Here is an 18156-nt window from a genome sequence, read left to right as displayed (position 1 = left end):
GCAAAAAATACTTTAGTCGTGACTTGACAATTTGCGCCATCGGCGAAATACTCAAGTCCATGCTTAAGTATTCCGGGATCGACAGCATCCTGCGGGCTCTTGCCGAGCCGACGCGCCGGGCAATCCTGGAAAGACTGAGCCGCGGGCCGGCCACCGTCAGCCAGTTGGCGGAGCCGTTCGGCATGACCTTCGCCGCCGTGCTCCAGCATCTCCAGGCGCTGGAAGCGTGCGGGCTGATCCGAAGCGAGAAGGTCGGACGCGTGCGCACCTGCCGGATCGAGCCCGGCGGGCTCGCCCCGCTCGCCGACTGGATCGCTGCGCGCCGTACGCCGGCCGAACGCCACCTCGACCGTCTCGGCCTGATCCTGGCGGAGACTGACCAACCGAACGCAACACTCCACGACCAGGAAAAGGACGACAAGAAATGAACCAGATTGCCCCGGTTAACGACGAGCACTCCGTCATCCATTCGACCTTCACGATCGAGCGGACCTATCCTCAATCGCCCGAGCGCGTCTTCTTCGCCTTTGCCGACAAGGCGACGGTGCGGCGTTGGCGCGTCGAAGGTGACGGCTTCACCATCGCCGAATTCACCTTCGATTTCCGTGTCGGCGGCGGCGAGGTTTCGCGGTTCAGCTATCAGGGCGGCCCGGAGATCAGGCTCGATGCACAGTTCCAGGACATCGTCCCTGACCGGCGCATCGTATTTTCCTACCGGATGGCGGTCGGGCCGCAGCCGCTGTCGGCGTCGCTCACCACTGTCGAGCTCGCACCCTCCGGCGACGGCACCCGCCTGACCTATACCGAACAGGGCGCGTTCTTCGATGGCGTCGATTCAGCGCAAGGACGCGAGGAGGGCACGCGCGGGCTGCTGCAGGCGCTCGCCGCTGAGCTTCAGAAAGCGAAGTAGTAGGTGTCGGCATGCCGGGCGGAGCCCAAACAGTACTCCGCCCGAAATGCTTCCGCTATGCTTTGCTTGCCAGCCAGACGACGTGACGGGCGCCGCGCTTGCCGTGAGCCCGTACCTTGACCTCCTCGACCGTGAAGCCCGCCTGCTTGAGCCTTCGGGTGAAGCCTGCATCAGGGCCCTGCGACCAGACCGCCAGCACACCGCCGGGCCTGAGCGCGGCGCGTGCGGCGTTGAGGCCGGCGGCGCTGTAGAGCGCGTCGTTGGCCTCGTAGACGATGCCCTCGGGGCCGTTGTCGACGTCGAGCAGGATCGCGTCCCAGGCCGATGCTTGCGAACGGATGAGCTGACCGACATCGGTCTCGTGAACACTGACGCGCCGGTCGTCAAGGCAGCCGTCGAAAAGCTCGGCCATCGGGCCGCGTGCCCAAATCACGACGGCCGGCACCAATTCGGCAACGGTGACCTGTGCATCATCGCCAAGCTCGGCCAAAGCCGCGCGCAACGTAAAGCCCATGCCGAGGCCGCCGATCAGGATACTTGGATTCTGAACGCCGGCAATCCTTTGGCAGGACAGCTTCGCCAGCGCTTCTTCGGAACCGCTGAGCCGGCTGTTCATCAGCTCGTTGGCGCCAAGCATGATCGAGAATTCGCCGCCGCGCCGCTTCAGGCGGAGCTCTTGTCTGCCGTCAGGCGTCTTTGCTGAATCAAGCTGGACCCAAGGGATCACAGACTATGCCGCCAGTGCCGGCTGGCTCCAGCGGGCGGCAAGCAGCCGGTAAGGGATCAGCGCCACCACCGCTATGACCAGCTTGACGCTGAGATCGCCGAGCGCCCAGGATACCCAGCGCATCGTCTCGACCGGCAACACGCCCATCAGCGGCGCGGTTTCCAGCGCAAAGCCGTCGTTGGGCCCGGCGAAGGCGAAAGCCGCGGCAAAGGCGACGGTGAAAAACACCACTGTATCGAAAACGGAGCCGACCAGCGTGCCGACGATCGGCGCGCGCCACCAGCTCTGCCGGCGCAGCCGGTTGAACACGGTGACGTCGAGCAATTGCGCGGTGAGGAAGGCGGCGCCCGACGCCGCGGCAATGCGAACCAGCCGGTCCGCGGCGGTCTCGAATTCGATCAAGCCGTGGCGAAACAGCAGCGGCGGGATGACGATCGAGCAGATCACCGCTGTCATGAAGCCAACAAAGACGATCCTGCGCGCCACCGCTGGCCCATAGCGGCGATTGGCGAGATCGGTGACCAGGAAGGAGAACGGATAGGTGAAGGCGCCCCAGGTCAGGATGTCGGCCAGCGACAGCCCGCCGATTGCACCTTGCATCGGGAACTGCACAAGGATGTTCGAAGCCACGACGACGAGCGCCATGGCCGCCACGAAGGGCAGGTACCGCGAGAGGAAAATCATTTTTTTATCCTGGGTAATGGAACCAGCGGAACGCGATCCGGAACCCGGGTCACGCCCTGGAAGGCGGCTGACGCCGAAAAACTCAGGCGGCCGGCTGTTCGGCGAGCTTCTTGGCGATCTGCTTCTTCAACAGGCGGGCGCGCTGCGACAATTCCTTGGCGTCAGCCTTGACCAGGAAGGCGTCGAGGCCGCCGCGATGCTCGACCGAACGCAGCGCGTTGGCCGAAATGCGCAGGCGCACATTCTGGTTCAGCGCTTCCGAGATCAGCGTCACATTGACGAGATTGGGCAGGAAGCGACGCTTGGTCTTGTTGTTGGCGTGGCTCACATTGTTGCCGGACATGACTGCCTTGGCAGTGAGTTCGCAGGTGCGGGACATGGTTCTAACCTTCGGTTCTCGGTCCTGGCCAAACATTCGACCCGCGCCGGGTGGCGCGCGGTTTCGGTCAGGCGGCCTTATGGAAAAAGTTGGCGTTCCATAGTTGCATTTCGCCGAGGCGTCAAGCTTGGGGTTGGTTGGCGGGAGGGAATCGCACTTTCGGAGGAGGCGACACCAGCGACGCTGCCGATCTCCCCCCTTGCGGGGAGATGGCCGGCAGGCCAGAGGGGGTGCTGTCCCGCCGACTTGGCACCGTTGCAGCCGAAACTCTCGGCATTGGGAGGACAAAATTGAACCTTGGGCGATCCGTCACACCCCCCTCTGTCCTGCCGGACATCTCCGCCGCAAGGGGGAGATCGGCAAATTCGTCGATGGCGCCACATTTTGTTCTTGCTTTGTGCCGGCATCTATGCTACTAATTTGGGTATGGTGCCAATTGGCTCCAACGACCCGCCCGCCGAGGCGGGTTTTTTGTTTTGGCCGTCGGCCAGCCCCGAACGTTTCCTGCCGAGGCCGCCTTTCACATTAAGGCCGGAATTCGGCCTATAAGCGGTCGCACAGGGACATGCCAGACCGGTGCCGCCCGTCTCCGGTCGACAATCAAGGACCCGCCATGCTTCGTTCTTTCCTCCATGCCCTGGTCGTGCTGTTAATCGTCGCGCTGCCGACGACGGCTTCTGCCGCCGAGCCGCAATCCTTCACGGGCGAGTATTCGGTGTCGTTCCTCGGCCTCTCCGTGGCCAAGGCGAAATTCTCCAGCCATTACGAGGGCGACACCTATTCGATCGAGGGCAGCGTCTCCGCCGCCGGGCTCGCCACTTTGTTCGACGATACGCGAGGCACTATCTCGTCGAAGGGCAAGATTTCGGGCAAGCAGTTGCAGCCGCAGGCGTTTCGTGCCGACTACACGTCCGGCAAGAAGGCATCGATGATCGATATCCAGTTTGCCAACGGCGTCGTCACCTCGACCAAGGTCGTGCCTGAGCCGAAGAAGCGCAATCCCGAGAATTGGATACCGCTGGCCGGCAGCGATCTCGTATCCGTCCTCGATCCGATGGCCGCCACCGTCATCCATGCCGACAGCCTCGACCAGGTCTGCGGGCGCACGGTGAAGCTCTATGACGGCGAAATGCGTGCCGATCTGAAACTGACCTACGAATCGAAAGGGTCGATCTCGGTGGCCGGCTATGAGGGCGATACGGTCACCTGCAGGCTGGGCTTCGAGCCGGTGGCCGGCTACCGCAAGAACCGCAAGGCGCTGAACTACCTGAAGAAACGCAGCCGCATCATGGTGACGTTTGCACCGGTCGGTCAAAGCGCCGTATATGCGCCGATCCGCGCCACGGTCAGCACGCAAATCGGCCCGTTGACGATCAGCGCAGAGCGGTTCGAAGCAAAAGAATAGGCGTGACGGTGCGCCGCCAACGGTGGACACGGGTATGGCGCGCGCAACACTGATCGGCTTCTCCGCGGTCGCCATGTGGGCGCTGCTGGCGCTGCTTACGGATGCTTCGGGTTCGGTGCCGCCGTTCCTGCTTTCGGCAATCACCTTTACGATCGGCACCTGCGTCGGCCTGGTTGCCCGGCTGTTGATGCCGGCAGCCGACGGCGCCGCGAAGATACCGCGCCAGGTCAAAATACCACGCAAAGTCTGGGTTATCGGCATTGCCGGCCTGTTCGGCTATCACTTCTTCTATTTCACCGCGCTGCGCAATGCGCCGGCAGTCGAGGCCAGCCTGATCGCCTATCTGTGGCCGCTGTTGATCGTGCTGGGATCGGCGCTGATGCCTGGCGAGCGGCTGGCCTGGAACCATATCGTCGGCGCGCTGCTCGGTCTTGCCGGCACGGTCCTGATCGTCACTAAGGGCGGCGGGCTTGCCTTCGATGCGCGTTATGCCTTCGGCTATGCGATGGCCGGCGTCTGTGCGCTGCTGTGGTCGTCCTATTCTCTGTTGTCGCGGCGCTTCCCGTCGGTGCCGACCTCGATCGTCACCTGGTTCTGCGCCGCCACCGCGGCGCTTTCGCTGGTCTGCCATCTGTTGCTGGAACAGACGGTGCTGCCCGCCGGCGCCGGCCAGTGGCTGGCCGTGCTCGGTCTCGGGCTGATGCCGGTGGGGGCGGCGTTCTATGCGTGGGACATCGGCGTCAAGCGCGGCAACATCCAGGTGCTGGGGGCGGCGAGCTACGCCGCGCCGCTGCTGTCCACCCTGGTGCTGATCGCCGCCGGCTTCGCCGAGCCGTCATGGCGCATCCTCGCCGCCTGCGTGCTGATCACCGGCGGCGCGGCACTGGCGGCGAAATCGCTGTTCCTGCGCAAGAGGGCGGCGAGCGAGGCAAACGCATGATGCCGTTTGCCGGCGGCATCGATGCCAATGCCAATGCGACGCTGCTGTTTTCATTGGCGGCGGCGGTGATCTACGCGTTCAGCCTCGGCATGCCGCCGCGTCTTTCGCGGTCGGCGGCAAGGACATTGGCGCCGGCGATGCTGGCGGTGCTGGTCGCGCAGCAGGGCGGTCCATGGCTGCTCGTCGCGGCGCTCGGCGTCAGCGCCGTCGGCGACGCCTTCCTGTCGCGCGACGGCGAGAAGGCATTTCTTGGCGGTACGGCCAGTTTTCTTGCCGCGCATGTGCTTTACGTCGTGCTGTTCCTGCGTGCCGGCGGCGGCCTCGAGCTGCTTTCGGTCGAGCCATGGCGGGCAGCGATCGTGCCGGCGATGATCGTGTTGGTGCTGGCCATGCTTTTCGCGCTCCGGCATCGCGTCGGCCCCGCCTTGCGTTTGCCGATCGGTGTGCATGCCGCGGCATTGCTTGCCATGGGGATTGCGGCGCTCACCCTGAACAGCGTCTGGGTCGTGAGCGGCGTCGTCCTGCTCATCCTGTCCGACGGGCTATACGCCGCGGAAAAGTTCCTGCTGCCCGCCATCTCGCCGCACCGCGCTTGGATGGGGCACGCCGTCTGGGTGCTGCATTACGCCGGCCAGCTGGCGATCACGCTGGGTTTCGTTTTAGGCTAGGTGTGCCTAAAAGCGTGTCGCGTTCGATCGGCCTCATGCGACGCGCGCTTTAGGTTCTTGTTCTTAATGCATGTCATTATCGCAAAACCGCTGCACACATTTGCGCGACATGCATTAGGGCGTTCCCGGCAGCCAGCCTGGTTCGGCAAGTTCGAAGGCGGCGAAATCGAAGCCCGGCGCCACGGTGCAGCCGACCAGGGTCCATTCGCCGAGGCTGCGTGCCGACTGCCACCAGCCCGCCGGCACGACGATCTGCGGCCGCTCGCCCGCGGCAAGCGCCGTACCGAGGATCTCCTCGATGACGGGACCGCCTTCTCGATGTATCGACAGCGCCAGCGGCGCACCGTCATAGAAATGCCAGACCTCGGCCGCGTGCTTGACCCGGTGCCAGGCCGACAATTGGTCCTTCTCGAGGAGGAAATAGATCGCTGTCGAATGGCCGCGCGTGCCTGCCGCGCCGTCGCGAAAGGTCTCGGCATACCAGCCGCCTTCCGGATGTGGCTTCAGGCCGAGCAGGGCGATGATTTCGGCGGAACTGGTCATGACCCTGGCTCCTGGCGCCGCTCAGAAATTGTCCTTGCGCTTGCGGATCTCGGCGAACACTTCGGGGTCAGAGGCCTTCTCCAGGCCGAGATGTCTGCGGATCGCCGGGTCGTGCCAGCGCAGGAACGGATTGGTCGACAGTTCCTCGCCGATCGTCGTCGGCAGCGTCGGCTTACCGTCGGCGCGCAGCGCCTCGACTTTCGCGGCGCGCTCTTTCAGCGCCGAATTGGTCGGGTCGACGGTGAGCGCGAAACGGGCATTGGCCAGCGTATATTCATGGCCGCAATAGATGACCGTCTCGGCCGGCAGCGCCGCGAGCTTCTTCAGGGATTCGTACATCACCGGCGGCTTGCATTCGAGCAGCCGCCCGCAGCCGAGCGCGAACAGCGTGTCGGCGGCGAATGCCACTTTCGACGCCGGCAGATGATAGGTGACATGGCCGGCGGTATGGCCAGGTGTGGCGATGACCTCGATCCGCTCGTCGCCGAGGCGGAGGACCGAGCCTTGCTCGACCGTTTCGTCGATGCCGGGAATCTTTGCCTTTTCGGCTTCCGGCCCGACTATGCGCAGCTTGAAACGCTCCTTCAGCGCCAGATTGGCCTCAACGTGGTCGAGATGGTGGTGGGTGGTCAGGATCATCGTCGGGGTCCAGCCGGTGCGCTTGATCGCTGCCAGGATCGGCGCCTCCTCGGGCGCATCGATGAGCGCCGTCTGGCCGCTTTTGGGGTCATGAATCAGCACGCCGAAATTGTCGCTGCGGCACATGAATTGTTCGATCTCGACCGGCATCATACCTCTCCCTTTATTGCCGCAGACATAGGCCGCCTGCCAGCCGATGTCATCTGCCTTTGTTGAACTTGGACTGCTTCGAAGCTACCGTTCCGCCCATGCATTCCGATATTGTCGACCTCCGTTCCTTCTATTCGACCACGCTCGGGCGCCTGGCCGAACGCTCGATCACCATGGCGCTGTCCTCGCTATGGGCTGTTGTGCCCAACGAGCGGCTGGTCGGCCTCGGCTATACCTTGCCATGGCTGGAGCGCTTCGGCAGCGATGCCGAGCGGGTCTTTGCCTTCATGCCGGCGACGCAGGGTGCGGTGGTCTGGCCGGCGACGGGCCCGACGGCGACCGCTCTGGTCTTCGACGAGGAGCTGCCGCTGGTCGATTCCTGCATCGACCGCATGCTGCTCGTCCATTCGCTCGAACATGTCGAGAACCCGCGCGAGACACTGAACGAGATCTGGCGGGTGCTGTCGCCGGCCGGCCGTGTCGTCATCGTTGTGCCCAACCGACGCGGCGTCTGGGCGCGCTTCGAGCATACGCCTTTCGGCAATGGCCGGCCGTTCTCGCGCGGCCAGCTGACCGAATTGCTGCGCGAAGCGAATTTCACGCCGGCGGCATGGTCCGATGCGCTGTTCTTCCCGCCGTCGCCGCGACGATTCATGATGCAGTTCCACAATGTGCTGGAACGTGCCGGTCGGCGCTTCTGGCCGATCTTTTCCGGCGTCATCGTCGTCGAGGCGCAGAAGCGGCTCTATCAGGGCGTGCCGGTCGCCCAGCGCGCGTCCCGCCGTGTCTTCGTGCCGGTTCTGTCGCCGCATGGCGCGCCGACGCTCGGCCGGCTGTCGCGGGCCGAACATCCGGCGCCGCCAGGATGACGCGTTCGTGATCTGGGACAGGCTTTTTCACGCCTATCTGACGAGATCGGGTTTGCTGTCCGATTGAAGGCCGTGCGGCCGACCCCTATGACCGGTTCGGCATCGCTCCGAATGCAAGGATTTAACCGATGGATGATCGTCCGGATGTCGAGCCAAGCGCCCAGACGCTTGCCGCGTCAATCGAAGCCAGCAGCCTGCGGGAGCAGCTGGCAGCAATCAAATTAGCGCTGACCACCTCGCCGGTGCGAAAGCAATTGTTTTGGGCCGCAATCGGCATCGTCGCCGTCATTGTCGCAACCTCGGTCGGGCAGGTTCTGCTTAATCGCTGGAACCAGCCGTTCTTCGACGCGCTGGCGCGGCGCGACATGCCGGGTTTCCTGCATCAGCTTCTGGTCTTTGCGGCAATAGCCGGCGGGCTGCTTCTGTTTAACGTGAGCCAGACCTGGCTCGACCAGATGATCCGCCTGAAGCTGCGCGAGGCGCTGACGCTCGACCTGATCGGCGAGTGGATGCGGCCGGCGCGCGCCTTCCGGCTGGCCCATGCGGGCGCCATCGGCGTCAATCCCGACCAGCGCCTGCAGCAGGATGTCGCGCATCTCTCCGACCTTTCCACCGGCCTCGGCATCGGCCTGCTGCAGTCCTGCATCCTGCTTGCCTCATTCGTCAGCGTCTTATGGTCGCTGTCTTCCGGCTTCGTCTTCCACATAGGCGGCCATTCGCTGGCCATACCCGGCTACATGGTCTGGGCGGCGATCCTTTATGCGGGCACCGCCTCTTGGTTGAGCTGGCTGGTCGGCCGGCCGCTGATCCGCTTCAACAACGATCGCTACACGCGTGAAGCGGAGCTGCGCTCCTCGGTGGTTCGCGTCAACGAGAATGTCGATGCCATCGCGCTGGCGCATGGCGAGGCCGATGCCAGGCGCCGCCTCGAATTCGATCTCGGCATGGTGCTGGGCGCCATGCGGCGCATCTACAGCGCCCAGATCAATCTCTCCTGGGTTACCGACACCTATGGCTGGATCACTGTCGTCGCGCCGATCCTCGTCGCTTCACCAGTTTATTTTGCCGGCGATATCAGCTTTGGCGGGCTGATGATGGCGGTCGGCGCCTTCAACCAGGTCCATTCCTCGCTGCGCTGGTTCATCAACAATATCGGCGGCATCGCCGATTGGCGCGCCACGCTGATGCGGGTCGCCGACTTCCGCATCGCGCTCGACGACACCGACGTGCTGCACGATACGGAAAGGCGCATTTCGTTCGGCGAAAACCCGGACGGCAGCCTGACTTTCGAGAAACTCGAGATTGCCTCGCCGGAGGGATGCACCAGGCTTGCCGAGCCGCATGTCGAAATCCGTGCCGGCGACCGCGTCATGATCACCGGGGATCCGGGCGCCGGCAAGACGCTGTTCTTCCGCGCCATTGCCGGTCTATGGCCATGGGGCGGCGGCCGGATCGGCATGCCGGCCGGAGAAGCGCCGATCTTTGTTCCGCGAACGCCCTATTTCCCGCTCGGCAGGCTGCGCGAGGTGCTCAACCATGCAGACGGCGCGGCGGAGGCGAGCGATGCCGAGATTTCGGAGGTGCTGGCCGATGTCGGGCTGCAGCGCCTGTCGTCCTCACTCGATCGCTCGGCGCGCTGGGAGCGTGAGCTCAGCGACGACGAGCAGCGCCTGCTGGCTTTTGCCAGGCTCGCCTTGCGACGGCCAAAATGGGTCATCATCGACGAGGCGCTGGACGCGTTCGACGGCCCGACGCTGAGGCAAGTGTTGTCGATGCTGGACAAGCGCCTTGCCGACGCCGCGATCCTCAACATCGGCCGCGGCCAGCACAATTCCCGCTTTTTCCCGCGGGCGTTGACCATCGTCAAGGATGCCGGCCAACCGCCGCTCAAGCAGGCCCGTATCAGGGCAGGCGCCATCGAACCGCCCCCGGTTTTCGCCTCGGCCGGCCGAAAGAAATAGAAGGCAAGCTTTATTTCGCCGCGATCCCGGCGAAAAACTGTCGCGATCGTTTCAGATGGAAACGTTCCGATCGGCCATGCTTGATGCTCTCGCCCTGCTCGCCTGCTTTGCCTGCGCCCCCGCAGCACTCGCGGCCGCGCCCGCCAATGCAATTGCCGTCGACGTCGAGCTGGTGCTGGCTGTCGACATCTCGCAGTCGATGGATGAAAGAGAGTTTGCCCTGCAGCGCGCCGGCTATGTCGCGGCGCTGCGCCATCCCGATTTCATCAATGCCGTGCGTGCCGGCACCTCCGGCCGCATCGCCATCGCCTATTTCGAATGGGCAGGCACCATCCGCGACGATGCGGTCATTGCCTGGCAGGTCGTCGACAGCAAGGAGAGCGCCAACGCTTTCGCCGACAAGATCGCGGCCCGCCCGTTCAGGAGCTTTCGCGGCACCTCCATTTCCGGTGCAGTGGCTTTCGGCGCCGAGCTTTTCAACGGCACGGCCTTCGCCGGCAAACGCCGCGTCATCGACGTCTCGGGCGACGGCCCGAACAACACCGGCCTGCCGGTCACAACGGCGCGCGATGCGGCGCTGGCGAAGGGCATCGTCATCAACGGGCTGCCGATCCTGATCAGCCCGTCACCCACCTTCAGCCATCTCGACCGGTATTATGCCGAATGCGTTACCGGCGGGCCCGGCTCGTTCGTGCTGCCGATCTACGCGGCTTCCGAATTTGCCACCGCCACTCGCCGCAAACTGATCCTCGAGGTCAGCGGCATCGGATATTCCAGGGAGGATCCGAGGACGATCCGCATCGACGCACCAATCGACTGCCTGGAAGGCGAGCGCGACCGGCGGTTTTTCTCCGACCCGTATTTCCCGGAACTCGACCGGTAAGGCTGCCAGGGGTAAGCTAGGCTGGTGGCAGGCCGAAGGCCGAGAACAGGCTGGGGCCGAGGGGCCCTATGAAGATCGTCAAGGAAGCGATCCCGCCCTCGGCTGCGTCGAACACATGCAGGGAATGGGCACGCCATTCAGGGCTATCGGGCCTGCGGGAATAAACCCCGACCGCCGGCTGGGCATTGGCGCGGGTCGCCAGCGCGCGAAAGCCGCCAAACCTCGGCCAGACGGTCTCGAAGAAACCGCGGATCGCTTCGCGGCCTTGGTACCATTCGCGCCAAGGCGGCATGGTATAGATGGCGTCCTCGCGCAGCAGCTCGATCAAACCGTCGAGATTGGCCGCCTGCCAGGCCTGCATGTAGCGTTCGAGCAGCAGGCCTTCTTCGGGGCTGGGCCGTGATCGGCTGGCCGGCCGCCCCTGAGGATAGCGCGCCGCCAGCGTTGCGCGGGCGCGCTGCAACACGCTGTTGATCGAAGCCGTCGATCCGCCCAGCAAACGCGCCGTCTCGACAGCCGACCATCCCAGCACGTCGGCAAGCAGCAGCGCGGCGCGCTGCCTGGGCGGCAGATCCTGGATGGCGGCGACGAAGGCGAGCTGGACGGCCTCGCGGCTCTCGTAACGGGCTTCCGGACCTGGCTCGCTGCCGGCAACGTCTGGAAGCTCGGCGTCGGGGTAGGGCTCCAGCCAGGCGACGTCGGCTACCGGCCCGCCTATCGCCGCTCCGTGCGAGGGCGGCCGTCCGGTTTCCCGGAGAATGCGACGCGCCCTCGACCTTGCCTTGATGGCGTTGAGGCAAGCGTTGGTGGCAATCATGTAGAGCCAACCGCGAACCGAACCTCGCCCGTCGAACTCCGATCTTGCGCGCCAGGCGCGAAGCAACGTGTCCTGGACGAGGTCGTCGGCCTCGTGCAGCGAACCCATCATGCGATAGCAATGCAGCTTGAGCTCGCGGCGATGGGCGGCCGTGACCTTCTCGAAGGCCAGCCGATCGAGGATCGGCTGGCCTGCTGGCTCCAGAGGTGGCTGAGCGTCTGTCATGCGACTTTCGGGCGGCTTCCGGGTTCAGGTTTACATTACGCGCGCCTTTAGGCGGCCGGTGCAAGCCCGCTACCGCTCACCATGAAGGAACTGCCTTGCGGCTGACCGGTGGCGAGCGCGACCACCGCCCGTCCGACATCGGCCGGCGTTTGCATGTCGGTCATGGCGGCGATGAAGTCCGCCGGCTGGATGCCCATATAGGCCGCGACGCTGTCGATGCCGGCCTTGCCCACGCCGGTTTCCGGCATGATGCGCATCGGCGCGAGCGCCATGAAGCGCAGGCCGAGGCCAAGCCGGTCCGACTCCTTCTGGCTATGGCCGGCCAGGAACATCTGCATGCGTTTTGAGCCGGCGTAGCCGCCGGTATTGGGTGGCCCGCCGGTCAAGGCCGCGCCACTGGAGATCAGAACGATCCGGGTTCCCGGCTTGAGCGGACGCCGCAGAGCGGCCCGGCAAAACAGGAACGACGCCTTGACGTCCGTGTCCCAGTTTGCGGAGAACGCCTTCCAGTTCTGTTCATGCAGCGGCGCGGATGGCGCCAGCGCACCTGCACAGATCACCAGCACGTCCGGCTCCAGCGCGGCGAAGACCTTGTCCGGGGCGGAGTCCACCGTCGCATCGACCGCGAGTGTCTTTACGCCCGAGACCTCCCAGGCAAATTGCGCCAGGGCCTGTTTTCCGCGGGCGACGGCCAGCACCGTCGCTCTTTCCTTGAGGGCGGCCTCCGCGATCGAGCGGCCGACACCACGGCTGCCTCCGACGACGACGACATTCTGATTTTGCAACGATCCCATGGATCACCTCTCTGTCCCCGGGCGCCGGACCATCCAGGCGCGCTCATCGATAAGGACAGCGCAGGCGTGCCGAAATCATCGGTGCGGATGAAAGATTCTTCAGGTGACGGGCTCGCTCAAGGCTCCGATCGGCCGCCGGCGAGGTGCCGGGCTGGCCACAGCGAATGATCGGGCCGCGCGCGGCCTGCTATCGTTTCAGCAGGAACACCGCTTGCTGGCCGAAAAAGTTCCAGAACCACCAAGGCATGGAGAAGCCGATCCGCTGGCCGTTCGCGTCCAGCGCGGTTGCCTTTTCCACCGTTGCGCCAAGCTCGTCGCACAGATTGACGAAGTCGCGAATGGTGCAGAAATGGATGTTGGGGGTGTCGTACCAGGAATAGGGCAGGTCCTTGGTCACCGGCATGCGGCCGTTGAAGAGCAGCGAAAAGCGCACCCGCCAATGGCCGAAATTGGGGAATGAGACGATGGCGCGGTTGCCGATCCTGAGCAGCTCGTCGAGCACCAATTTCGGATTGCGGGTCGCCTGCAAGGTCTGCGACAGGACGACGAAGTCGAAACCCTTGTCGGGATAGAATTGGAGATCCTTGTCGGCATCGCCCTGGATGACCGACAGGCCGCGCGCCACGCATTCGTTGACGCCGCGCTGCGACAGTTCCAACCCGCGGCCATCGACCTTCTTGGTCTCCTGCAGCAATTCGAGCAGCAGGCCGTCGCCCGAACCGACATCCAGCACCCGCGACTGCGGCGGGATGAGATCGGCGACGACTTCGAGGTCGACGCGCTGGGCGCGGTTGACGCTCATGCGTTCGGCTCCTGCCTGGCGCGTGATCCTGATCCGAAAAGTCTGCAACTTTTCGGGGTCATGCGCTTATGCCTGGCGCATGGTCCTGATCCGAACGGTCTGCAACCTTTCGAGGTCATGCGCCGAGCCCTCTGGCCCGGGCCGCCGAGGCGATGAAGCCTTTGATGGCGGCGAACAGTTCCGGCTCGTCGAGCAGGAAGGCGTCGTGGCCGCGGTCGGTCTCGATTTCGACGAACGATACCGAGGCGCCGGCCGCGTTCAGCGCGTGCACGACCGAGCGGCTCTCCTCGGTCGGGAACAGCCAGTCGCTGGTAAACGAAACCAGGCAGAAGCGCGTCTTGGTGCCGGCGAAGGCATCGGCCAGCCGGCCGCCATGGTCGGCGGCGAGATCGAAATAGTCCATCGCCCGGGTCATGTAGAGATAGGAGTTGGCATCGAAGCGATCGACGAAGGTCATGCCCTGATGGCGCAGATAGCTCTCGATCTGGAAGTCGGCATCGAAACCGAAGGTCAGGGCTTCGCGGTCCTGCAGGTTGCGGCCGAACTTGCGGTGCAGCGCTGCTTCCGACAGATAGGTGATGTGGGCGGCCATGCGCGCCACCGCCAGCCCTTTTTCCGGCCGCTTGCCATGCTCGAAATATTTGCCGCCGTGCCAGTCCGGGTCGGCCATCACCGCCTGCCTGCCAACCTCGTGGAAAGCGATGTTCTGCGAAGAATGGCGGGCGCCGGTGGCGATCGGCAGGGCCGAGAAGACGTGCTCCGGATAGCTCGAGGCCCATTGCAGCACCTGCATGCCGCCCATCGAGCCACCCAGCACGCTGAACAGCTGTTCGATGCCGAAATGCTCGACCAGCATCAGCTGCGCCCGCACCATGTCGCGGATGGTGATGATCGGCAGGTCGAGCCCGTAGGGCTTGGCGGTGGCGGGATTTGTCGAGGCGGGGCCGGTGGAGCCGAGACAGCCGCCGATGACGTTCGACGAGATGACGAAGAAACGGTCGGTGTCGATGATCTTGCCGGGGCCGATCAGCACCTCCCACCAGCCAGGCTTGCCGGTCACCGGATTGGTGTTGGCGACATGCTGGTCGCCGGTCAGCGCATGGCAGACGAGGATGGCGTTGGAGCGGGCGTCGTTGAGCGTGCCGTAGGTCTGGTAGGCGATCTGGAACGGCGACAGCAGCGTGCCGGCGTCGAGCTTGAGCGGCTTGTCGGCGCCGAAACGCAACACCGGGCTCGACGGCTGGTCGGCCTCGTTATTGGTTTTTCGAGCGCGCAAAGCGACCATCACATCTCCTTGCCCGGCCTTCAGTTGTCCACGATCTGGGCAACAGCCAGTCAGGGCAACAAAAAACCGGCCATGCCTTCGCAAAGCCGGTTACAAGATGCAAACGGCCCTTTAGCAAGTTGTTTAACGTGGCTGCAAGCCGACCGGCAAATCACCACGGAACTGTAGCCGTTCTTCTATGACTCCCGCATGGCTTCGTCAACGGCAAGTTCTTGATCCCGAATTGCCGGCCCTCGACATTCCGGGCCACGGCTTGTATTTCCGCTGCGGCTTCCCGGCGGAAGCATTCTCGACGGATTTGTGAGATGAATCAGATACCGGATAAGGCACGGCCGACGCCCCGCGCGGGCATCATGGACATCGAAGCCTATGTGCCCGGCAAGAGCGCGGCGCCTGAAGGTGTCGTCAAGGTCCATAAATTGTCGGCCAACGAGAACCCACTCGGTCCTTCGCCAAAGGCGATAGAGGCCGCGCGCGCGGTCGCCGACAAGCTCGCGATCTATCCCGACGGCAGCGCCAAGCGCCTGAGGGAAGCGATCGCAGAGGTGCACGGGCTCAACCCGGCGAACATCGTCTGCTCCAACGGCTCCGACGAGATTCTGGGCTTGCTGGCGCAGACCTACCTCGCGCCCGGCGACGAAGCCATCATCACCGAACACGGCTTCATGGTCTACAAGATCTACATACTGTCGGCCGGTGCCGTCCCGGTAACGGTCAAGGAGACCGATGAACGCGCCGACATTGATGCGATCCTCGCCGCGGTGACGCCGCGCACCAGGATCGTCTTCCTGGCCAATCCAAACAATCCAACCGGCACTTACGTGCCGTTCCAGGAGGTGCGCCGTCTGCATGCCGGCCTGCCGCGAAACGTGCTTCTGGTGCTGGATGCCGCTTACGCCGAATATGTCCGGCGCAACGACTATGAAGCCGGCGTCGAGTTGGTGGGCAGCGCGGAAAATGTGGTCATGACCCGCACTTTCTCCAAATTGGGCCTGGGCGGCGCGCGGATCGGCTGGATGTGTGCGCCAATGCACGTCATCGACGCGATCAACCGTGTGCGCGGGCCTTTCAATGTCAATGCGACGGCGATCGAGGCCGGCATCGCGGCGATCCGCGACCGCGCCCACATCGAACGCAGCGTCGCGCATAACGAGAGCTGGCTGGCCTGGCTGAGCGAGCAATTAAGCGGGCTCGGGCTGCGGGTGACGCCGAGCGTCGGCAATTTCATCCTCGTCCACTTTCCCGAGGACAAAAAGCATTCGGCGGCGGAGGCCGACGACTACCTCAGTGCGCGCGGCTACATATTGCGGCGCGTTTCCGGCTACGGCTTTCCCAACGCGCTGCGCATGAGCATCGGCACCGAAGAGGCCAATCGCGGCGTTGTCGCAGCACTCGCGACATTCCTGAAAAGCTAGAGCACCATGACTTCACCGATGTTCGAAAAGATCGCTCTGGTCGGCATCGGCCTGATCGGCTCGTCGCTGGCCCGCGTCATCCGCCGCGAGGGGCTCGCCGGCCAAGTCGCGGTTTCGACGCGCAGCGACACGACGCTGGCACGGGCGAGCCAACTCGGCCTCGGCGACATCTACACGACCGACGCGAAAAAGGCGGTTCGCGACGCCGATCTGGTCGTCGTATCCGTGCCGGTAGGATCTTCAGGCACCGTCGCCCAGGAGATCGCACCCGCGCTGAAGAAGGGCGCCATCCTCACCGATGTCGGCTCGACCAAGGCGTCGGTGATCGCGCAGATGCAGCCACACGTGCCTGATGGCGTGCACTTCATTCCCGGCCATCCTTTGGCCGGCACCGAAAAATCGGGACCGGATGCCGGTTTTGCCGAACTGTTCGAGAACCGCTGGTGCATCTTCACGCCGCTGCCCGCCACCGATCCCGCCGCACTGGAAAAGCTCTCGCAATTCTGGCGCCGCTGCGGTTCCAACATCGACACCATGGACCCGCAGCATCACGACATGACGCTGGCCATCGTTTCGCACCTGCCGCACATCATCGCTTATAATATCGTCGGTACTGCCGACGATCTGGAGTCGGTGACCAAGTCCGAGGTCATCAAATACTCGGCTTCCGGCTTTCGTGACTTTACCCGTCTCGCGGCGTCCGACCCGACCATGTGGCGCGACGTCTGCCTGCACAACAAGGACGCCATCCTCGAAATGCTGGCGCGGTTTTCCGAGGATCTGTCCTCGCTGCAGCGGGCGATCCGCTGGGGCGACGGCGAAAAACTGTTCGACCTGTTCACCCGCACGCGCGCCGTCCGCCGCTCGATCATCGAGGCCGGCCAGGATATCGACGTACCGGATTTCGGCCGCCAGGCAGTCGAACACCCGCCGAAGGGATAAGCGGCGGCAGCCGATCGCAGGCCGGACCGGCTAATCGACCGGTTTGATCTTGCCGAGCGGGATGAAGCCGAGCGAGGCCTTGCCCCTGACGATCTTCAGCGGCATCGACGGCTGGTTGCCGAGCAGCGCCAGTCCGGCAAAGCCGGTTTGGATCTCTTTTTTCCGCTCGGGGATGGCGGTGGCGAGGATTGCCGCCACGGCCTTTGGGTCATCGAGCCTGATCGTCAGGTCGGCATTTATGAGACCGTCGTCATCGACCGACAGCGGTCCGGAAACGGTGATGCGCGCAGTTCCGGACGACAGATCGAGCTCGTGGATTTCGGCCGCCTGGCCGCGCAGGCTCTTCGGATTTGCCTTGATCAGCGTCACGCCGTTCTTCAGCGTCACGTCGCCGCCGCCGTCGAGCGGCGGCAAGACGCGCCCGTCGATGGCCGCCGCGTCGATTTCGAGATCGGTGAAATTGCCGGCATAGTCGATGTCCGGACCGTTTGGGCGCAATTGCCCGGTGGCGGTTCCGGCGCTGAACAGCGAGACGGGACCGGTGTCGTCTGCCGGATCGGTCTGGCCGGACAGGCCTTCTGCCTGCAGCGACAGCCGGTTTGGCAGCGGCCAGGACAACTTCATGTCGGCCTGCAGATCATCCCAGTCGATCCACAGCGGGGTCATGCCGGGAACAGAGGTCCTGAGTGGCCCCCTGAGCTCGGCGGCAGGCGACAAAAGCCGGGTGATCTGCGTGGTGGCGTTGATCTTGCCTGTCGATGCCGCGACGTTGCGGCTGTCGTCCTCGTAAGCCAGACTGTCGCAGGAAAGGGTGAAGCTGAGGGGATAGCCGCTGACCGCGAGATTGGCGCAGTCGGCCTTGATGCCTTTGTCGTCGAGATCGGCGACCGCCTTTTCGGTTGCGCTCACGACCAGGTCCGCCAGGTAGAACCAGCCCACGCTGTAGATGCCGAACAGCACGAGAATGAAAGCGGCAGGCCACAACAGGCGGCGACGTTGGCTGGGCGGCGGTCGCTCGTCACTTGACGTCATGCTGCGGCTTTCGTTAACGCGGGTGGCACGGGCGGGCTGTCGCTTGCGGCAACAACAGGTAGACGGACCGAAACACCACCGGTCGG

Annotated in this window: 20 protein-coding genes and 1 riboswitch; of the genes, 10 read left to right on the top strand and 10 right to left on the bottom strand. The window is 64.3% G+C overall.

Annotation, left to right across the window (positions count from 1 at the left end; translation table 11 throughout):
* Positions 1-59 precede the first annotated feature (59 nt).
* Positions 60-428, top strand: a complete 369-nt coding sequence (locus tag AC0L2P_RS25090) for an ArsR/SmtB family transcription factor (protein WP_473504991.1) — start codon at positions 60-62, stop codon at positions 426-428.
* Positions 425-910, top strand: a complete 486-nt coding sequence (locus AC0L2P_RS25085) for an SRPBCC family protein (RefSeq protein WP_352468695.1) — start codon at positions 425-427, stop codon at positions 908-910. The genes AC0L2P_RS25090 and AC0L2P_RS25085 overlap by 4 nt, the downstream gene beginning before the upstream one ends.
* 55 nt (positions 911-965) lie before the next feature.
* On the opposite strand, the gene AC0L2P_RS25080 is transcribed toward AC0L2P_RS25085, so the two are convergent.
* The 3 genes from AC0L2P_RS25080 to rpmB all read right to left on the bottom strand — a co-directional run bounded on the left by AC0L2P_RS25080 (position 966) and on the right by rpmB (position 2700).
* Positions 966-1637, bottom strand: coding sequence for a hypothetical protein (locus tag AC0L2P_RS25080; RefSeq protein ID WP_473504989.1), 672 nt, complete (start codon positions 1635-1637; stop codon positions 966-968).
* A gap of 3 nt (positions 1638-1640) precedes the next feature.
* Positions 1641-2321, bottom strand: coding sequence for a queuosine precursor transporter (locus AC0L2P_RS25075; RefSeq protein WP_473504988.1), 681 nt, complete (start codon positions 2319-2321; stop codon positions 1641-1643).
* Positions 2322-2403: 82 nt separating this feature from the next.
* Complete coding sequence (gene rpmB, locus AC0L2P_RS25070) at positions 2404-2700, bottom strand: 50S ribosomal protein L28 (protein ID WP_292664929.1); 297 nt, start codon at positions 2698-2700, stop codon at positions 2404-2406.
* Between the two features lie 613 nt (positions 2701-3313).
* Between rpmB and AC0L2P_RS25065 the strand changes: the two genes are divergently transcribed.
* Genes AC0L2P_RS25065 through AC0L2P_RS25055 form a run of 3 tightly spaced genes read left to right on the top strand, consistent with a single transcriptional unit; the run spans position 3314 to position 5713 of the window.
* The gene (locus AC0L2P_RS25065) at positions 3314-4105 is read left to right on the top strand and encodes a DUF3108 domain-containing protein (RefSeq protein ID WP_473504986.1); all 792 of its coding nucleotides are present in this window, start codon (positions 3314-3316) and stop codon (positions 4103-4105) included.
* A gap of 34 nt (positions 4106-4139) precedes the next feature.
* Entirely contained in the window at positions 4140-5045 is a 906-nt protein-coding gene (gene yddG, locus AC0L2P_RS25060) for an aromatic amino acid exporter YddG (protein WP_473504984.1), read from the top strand.
* Entirely contained in the window at positions 5042-5713 is a 672-nt protein-coding gene (locus tag AC0L2P_RS25055; protein WP_473504982.1) for a lysoplasmalogenase family protein, read from the top strand. Before yddG ends, AC0L2P_RS25055 begins: the two co-directional genes overlap by 4 nt.
* A gap of 114 nt (positions 5714-5827) precedes the next feature.
* On the opposite strand, the gene AC0L2P_RS25050 is transcribed toward AC0L2P_RS25055, so the two are convergent.
* On the bottom strand, positions 5828-6256 hold the full coding sequence (locus AC0L2P_RS25050) for a cupin domain-containing protein (RefSeq protein ID WP_473504980.1): 429 nt from the start codon (positions 6254-6256) through the stop codon (positions 5828-5830).
* A 21-nt stretch (positions 6257-6277) separates the two neighbouring features.
* Complete coding sequence (gloB, locus tag AC0L2P_RS25045; RefSeq protein ID WP_473504979.1) at positions 6278-7045, bottom strand: hydroxyacylglutathione hydrolase; 768 nt, start codon at positions 7043-7045, stop codon at positions 6278-6280.
* A 98-nt stretch (positions 7046-7143) separates the two neighbouring features.
* Here gloB and AC0L2P_RS25040 point away from each other — a divergent pair, with 98 nt between their 5' ends.
* From AC0L2P_RS25040 to AC0L2P_RS25030, 3 genes are all read left to right on the top strand, one after another.
* Positions 7144-7914 carry a class I SAM-dependent methyltransferase gene (locus AC0L2P_RS25040; RefSeq protein WP_473504977.1) on the top strand — a complete coding sequence of 257 codons (771 nt, stop codon included), beginning with the start codon at positions 7144-7146 and terminating at the stop codon, positions 7912-7914.
* Positions 7915-8042: 128 nt separating this feature from the next.
* Entirely contained in the window at positions 8043-9875 is a 1833-nt protein-coding gene (locus AC0L2P_RS25035) for an ABC transporter ATP-binding protein/permease (protein WP_473504975.1), read from the top strand.
* A gap of 76 nt (positions 9876-9951) precedes the next feature.
* Positions 9952-10758: a DUF1194 domain-containing protein gene (locus AC0L2P_RS25030; RefSeq protein WP_473504973.1), complete on the top strand. Its 807-nt coding sequence runs from the start codon at positions 9952-9954 to the stop codon at positions 10756-10758.
* A gap of 16 nt (positions 10759-10774) precedes the next feature.
* Here the strand turns inward: AC0L2P_RS25030 and AC0L2P_RS25025 are convergent, their stop codons facing one another.
* The 4 genes from AC0L2P_RS25025 to metX all read right to left on the bottom strand — a co-directional run bounded on the left by AC0L2P_RS25025 (position 10775) and on the right by metX (position 14681).
* On the bottom strand, positions 10775-11800 hold the full coding sequence (locus tag AC0L2P_RS25025) for an RNA polymerase subunit sigma-70 (protein ID WP_473504971.1): 1026 nt from the start codon (positions 11798-11800) through the stop codon (positions 10775-10777).
* A 47-nt stretch (positions 11801-11847) separates the two neighbouring features.
* Positions 11848-12594, bottom strand: a complete 747-nt coding sequence (locus AC0L2P_RS25020; protein ID WP_473504969.1) for an SDR family NAD(P)-dependent oxidoreductase — start codon at positions 12592-12594, stop codon at positions 11848-11850.
* Between the two features lie 187 nt (positions 12595-12781).
* Positions 12782-13396, bottom strand: a complete 615-nt coding sequence (gene metW, locus AC0L2P_RS25015) for a methionine biosynthesis protein MetW (RefSeq protein WP_352489406.1) — start codon at positions 13394-13396, stop codon at positions 12782-12784.
* 115 nt (positions 13397-13511) lie between these two features.
* Positions 13512-14681, bottom strand: coding sequence for a homoserine O-acetyltransferase MetX (gene metX / locus AC0L2P_RS25010; protein ID WP_473504967.1), 1170 nt, complete (start codon positions 14679-14681; stop codon positions 13512-13514).
* 91 nt (positions 14682-14772) lie between these two features.
* A riboswitch (SAM riboswitch) is annotated at positions 14773-14849 on the bottom strand.
* Positions 14850-14986: 137 nt separating this feature from the next.
* Here metX and hisC point away from each other — a divergent pair.
* Together hisC and AC0L2P_RS25000 are read left to right on the top strand one after the other, a co-directional pair.
* Positions 14987-16096, top strand: a complete 1110-nt coding sequence (hisC, locus tag AC0L2P_RS25005; RefSeq protein ID WP_473504965.1) for a histidinol-phosphate transaminase — start codon at positions 14987-14989, stop codon at positions 16094-16096.
* Between the two features lie 6 nt (positions 16097-16102).
* Entirely contained in the window at positions 16103-17038 is a 936-nt protein-coding gene (locus AC0L2P_RS25000; RefSeq protein ID WP_473504963.1) for a prephenate/arogenate dehydrogenase family protein, read from the top strand.
* A 30-nt stretch (positions 17039-17068) separates the two neighbouring features.
* Here the strand turns inward: AC0L2P_RS25000 and AC0L2P_RS24995 are convergent, their stop codons facing one another.
* Positions 17069-18070, bottom strand: coding sequence for a DUF2125 domain-containing protein (locus AC0L2P_RS24995; protein ID WP_473504961.1), 1002 nt, complete (start codon positions 18068-18070; stop codon positions 17069-17071).
* Positions 18071-18156 lie beyond the last annotated feature (86 nt).

The organism is Mesorhizobium sp. WSM4836 (genome assembly GCF_055811815.1).
Note: the sequence above shows the minus strand (reverse complement) of the source record. Positions and strands in the feature narration are given on the sequence as shown.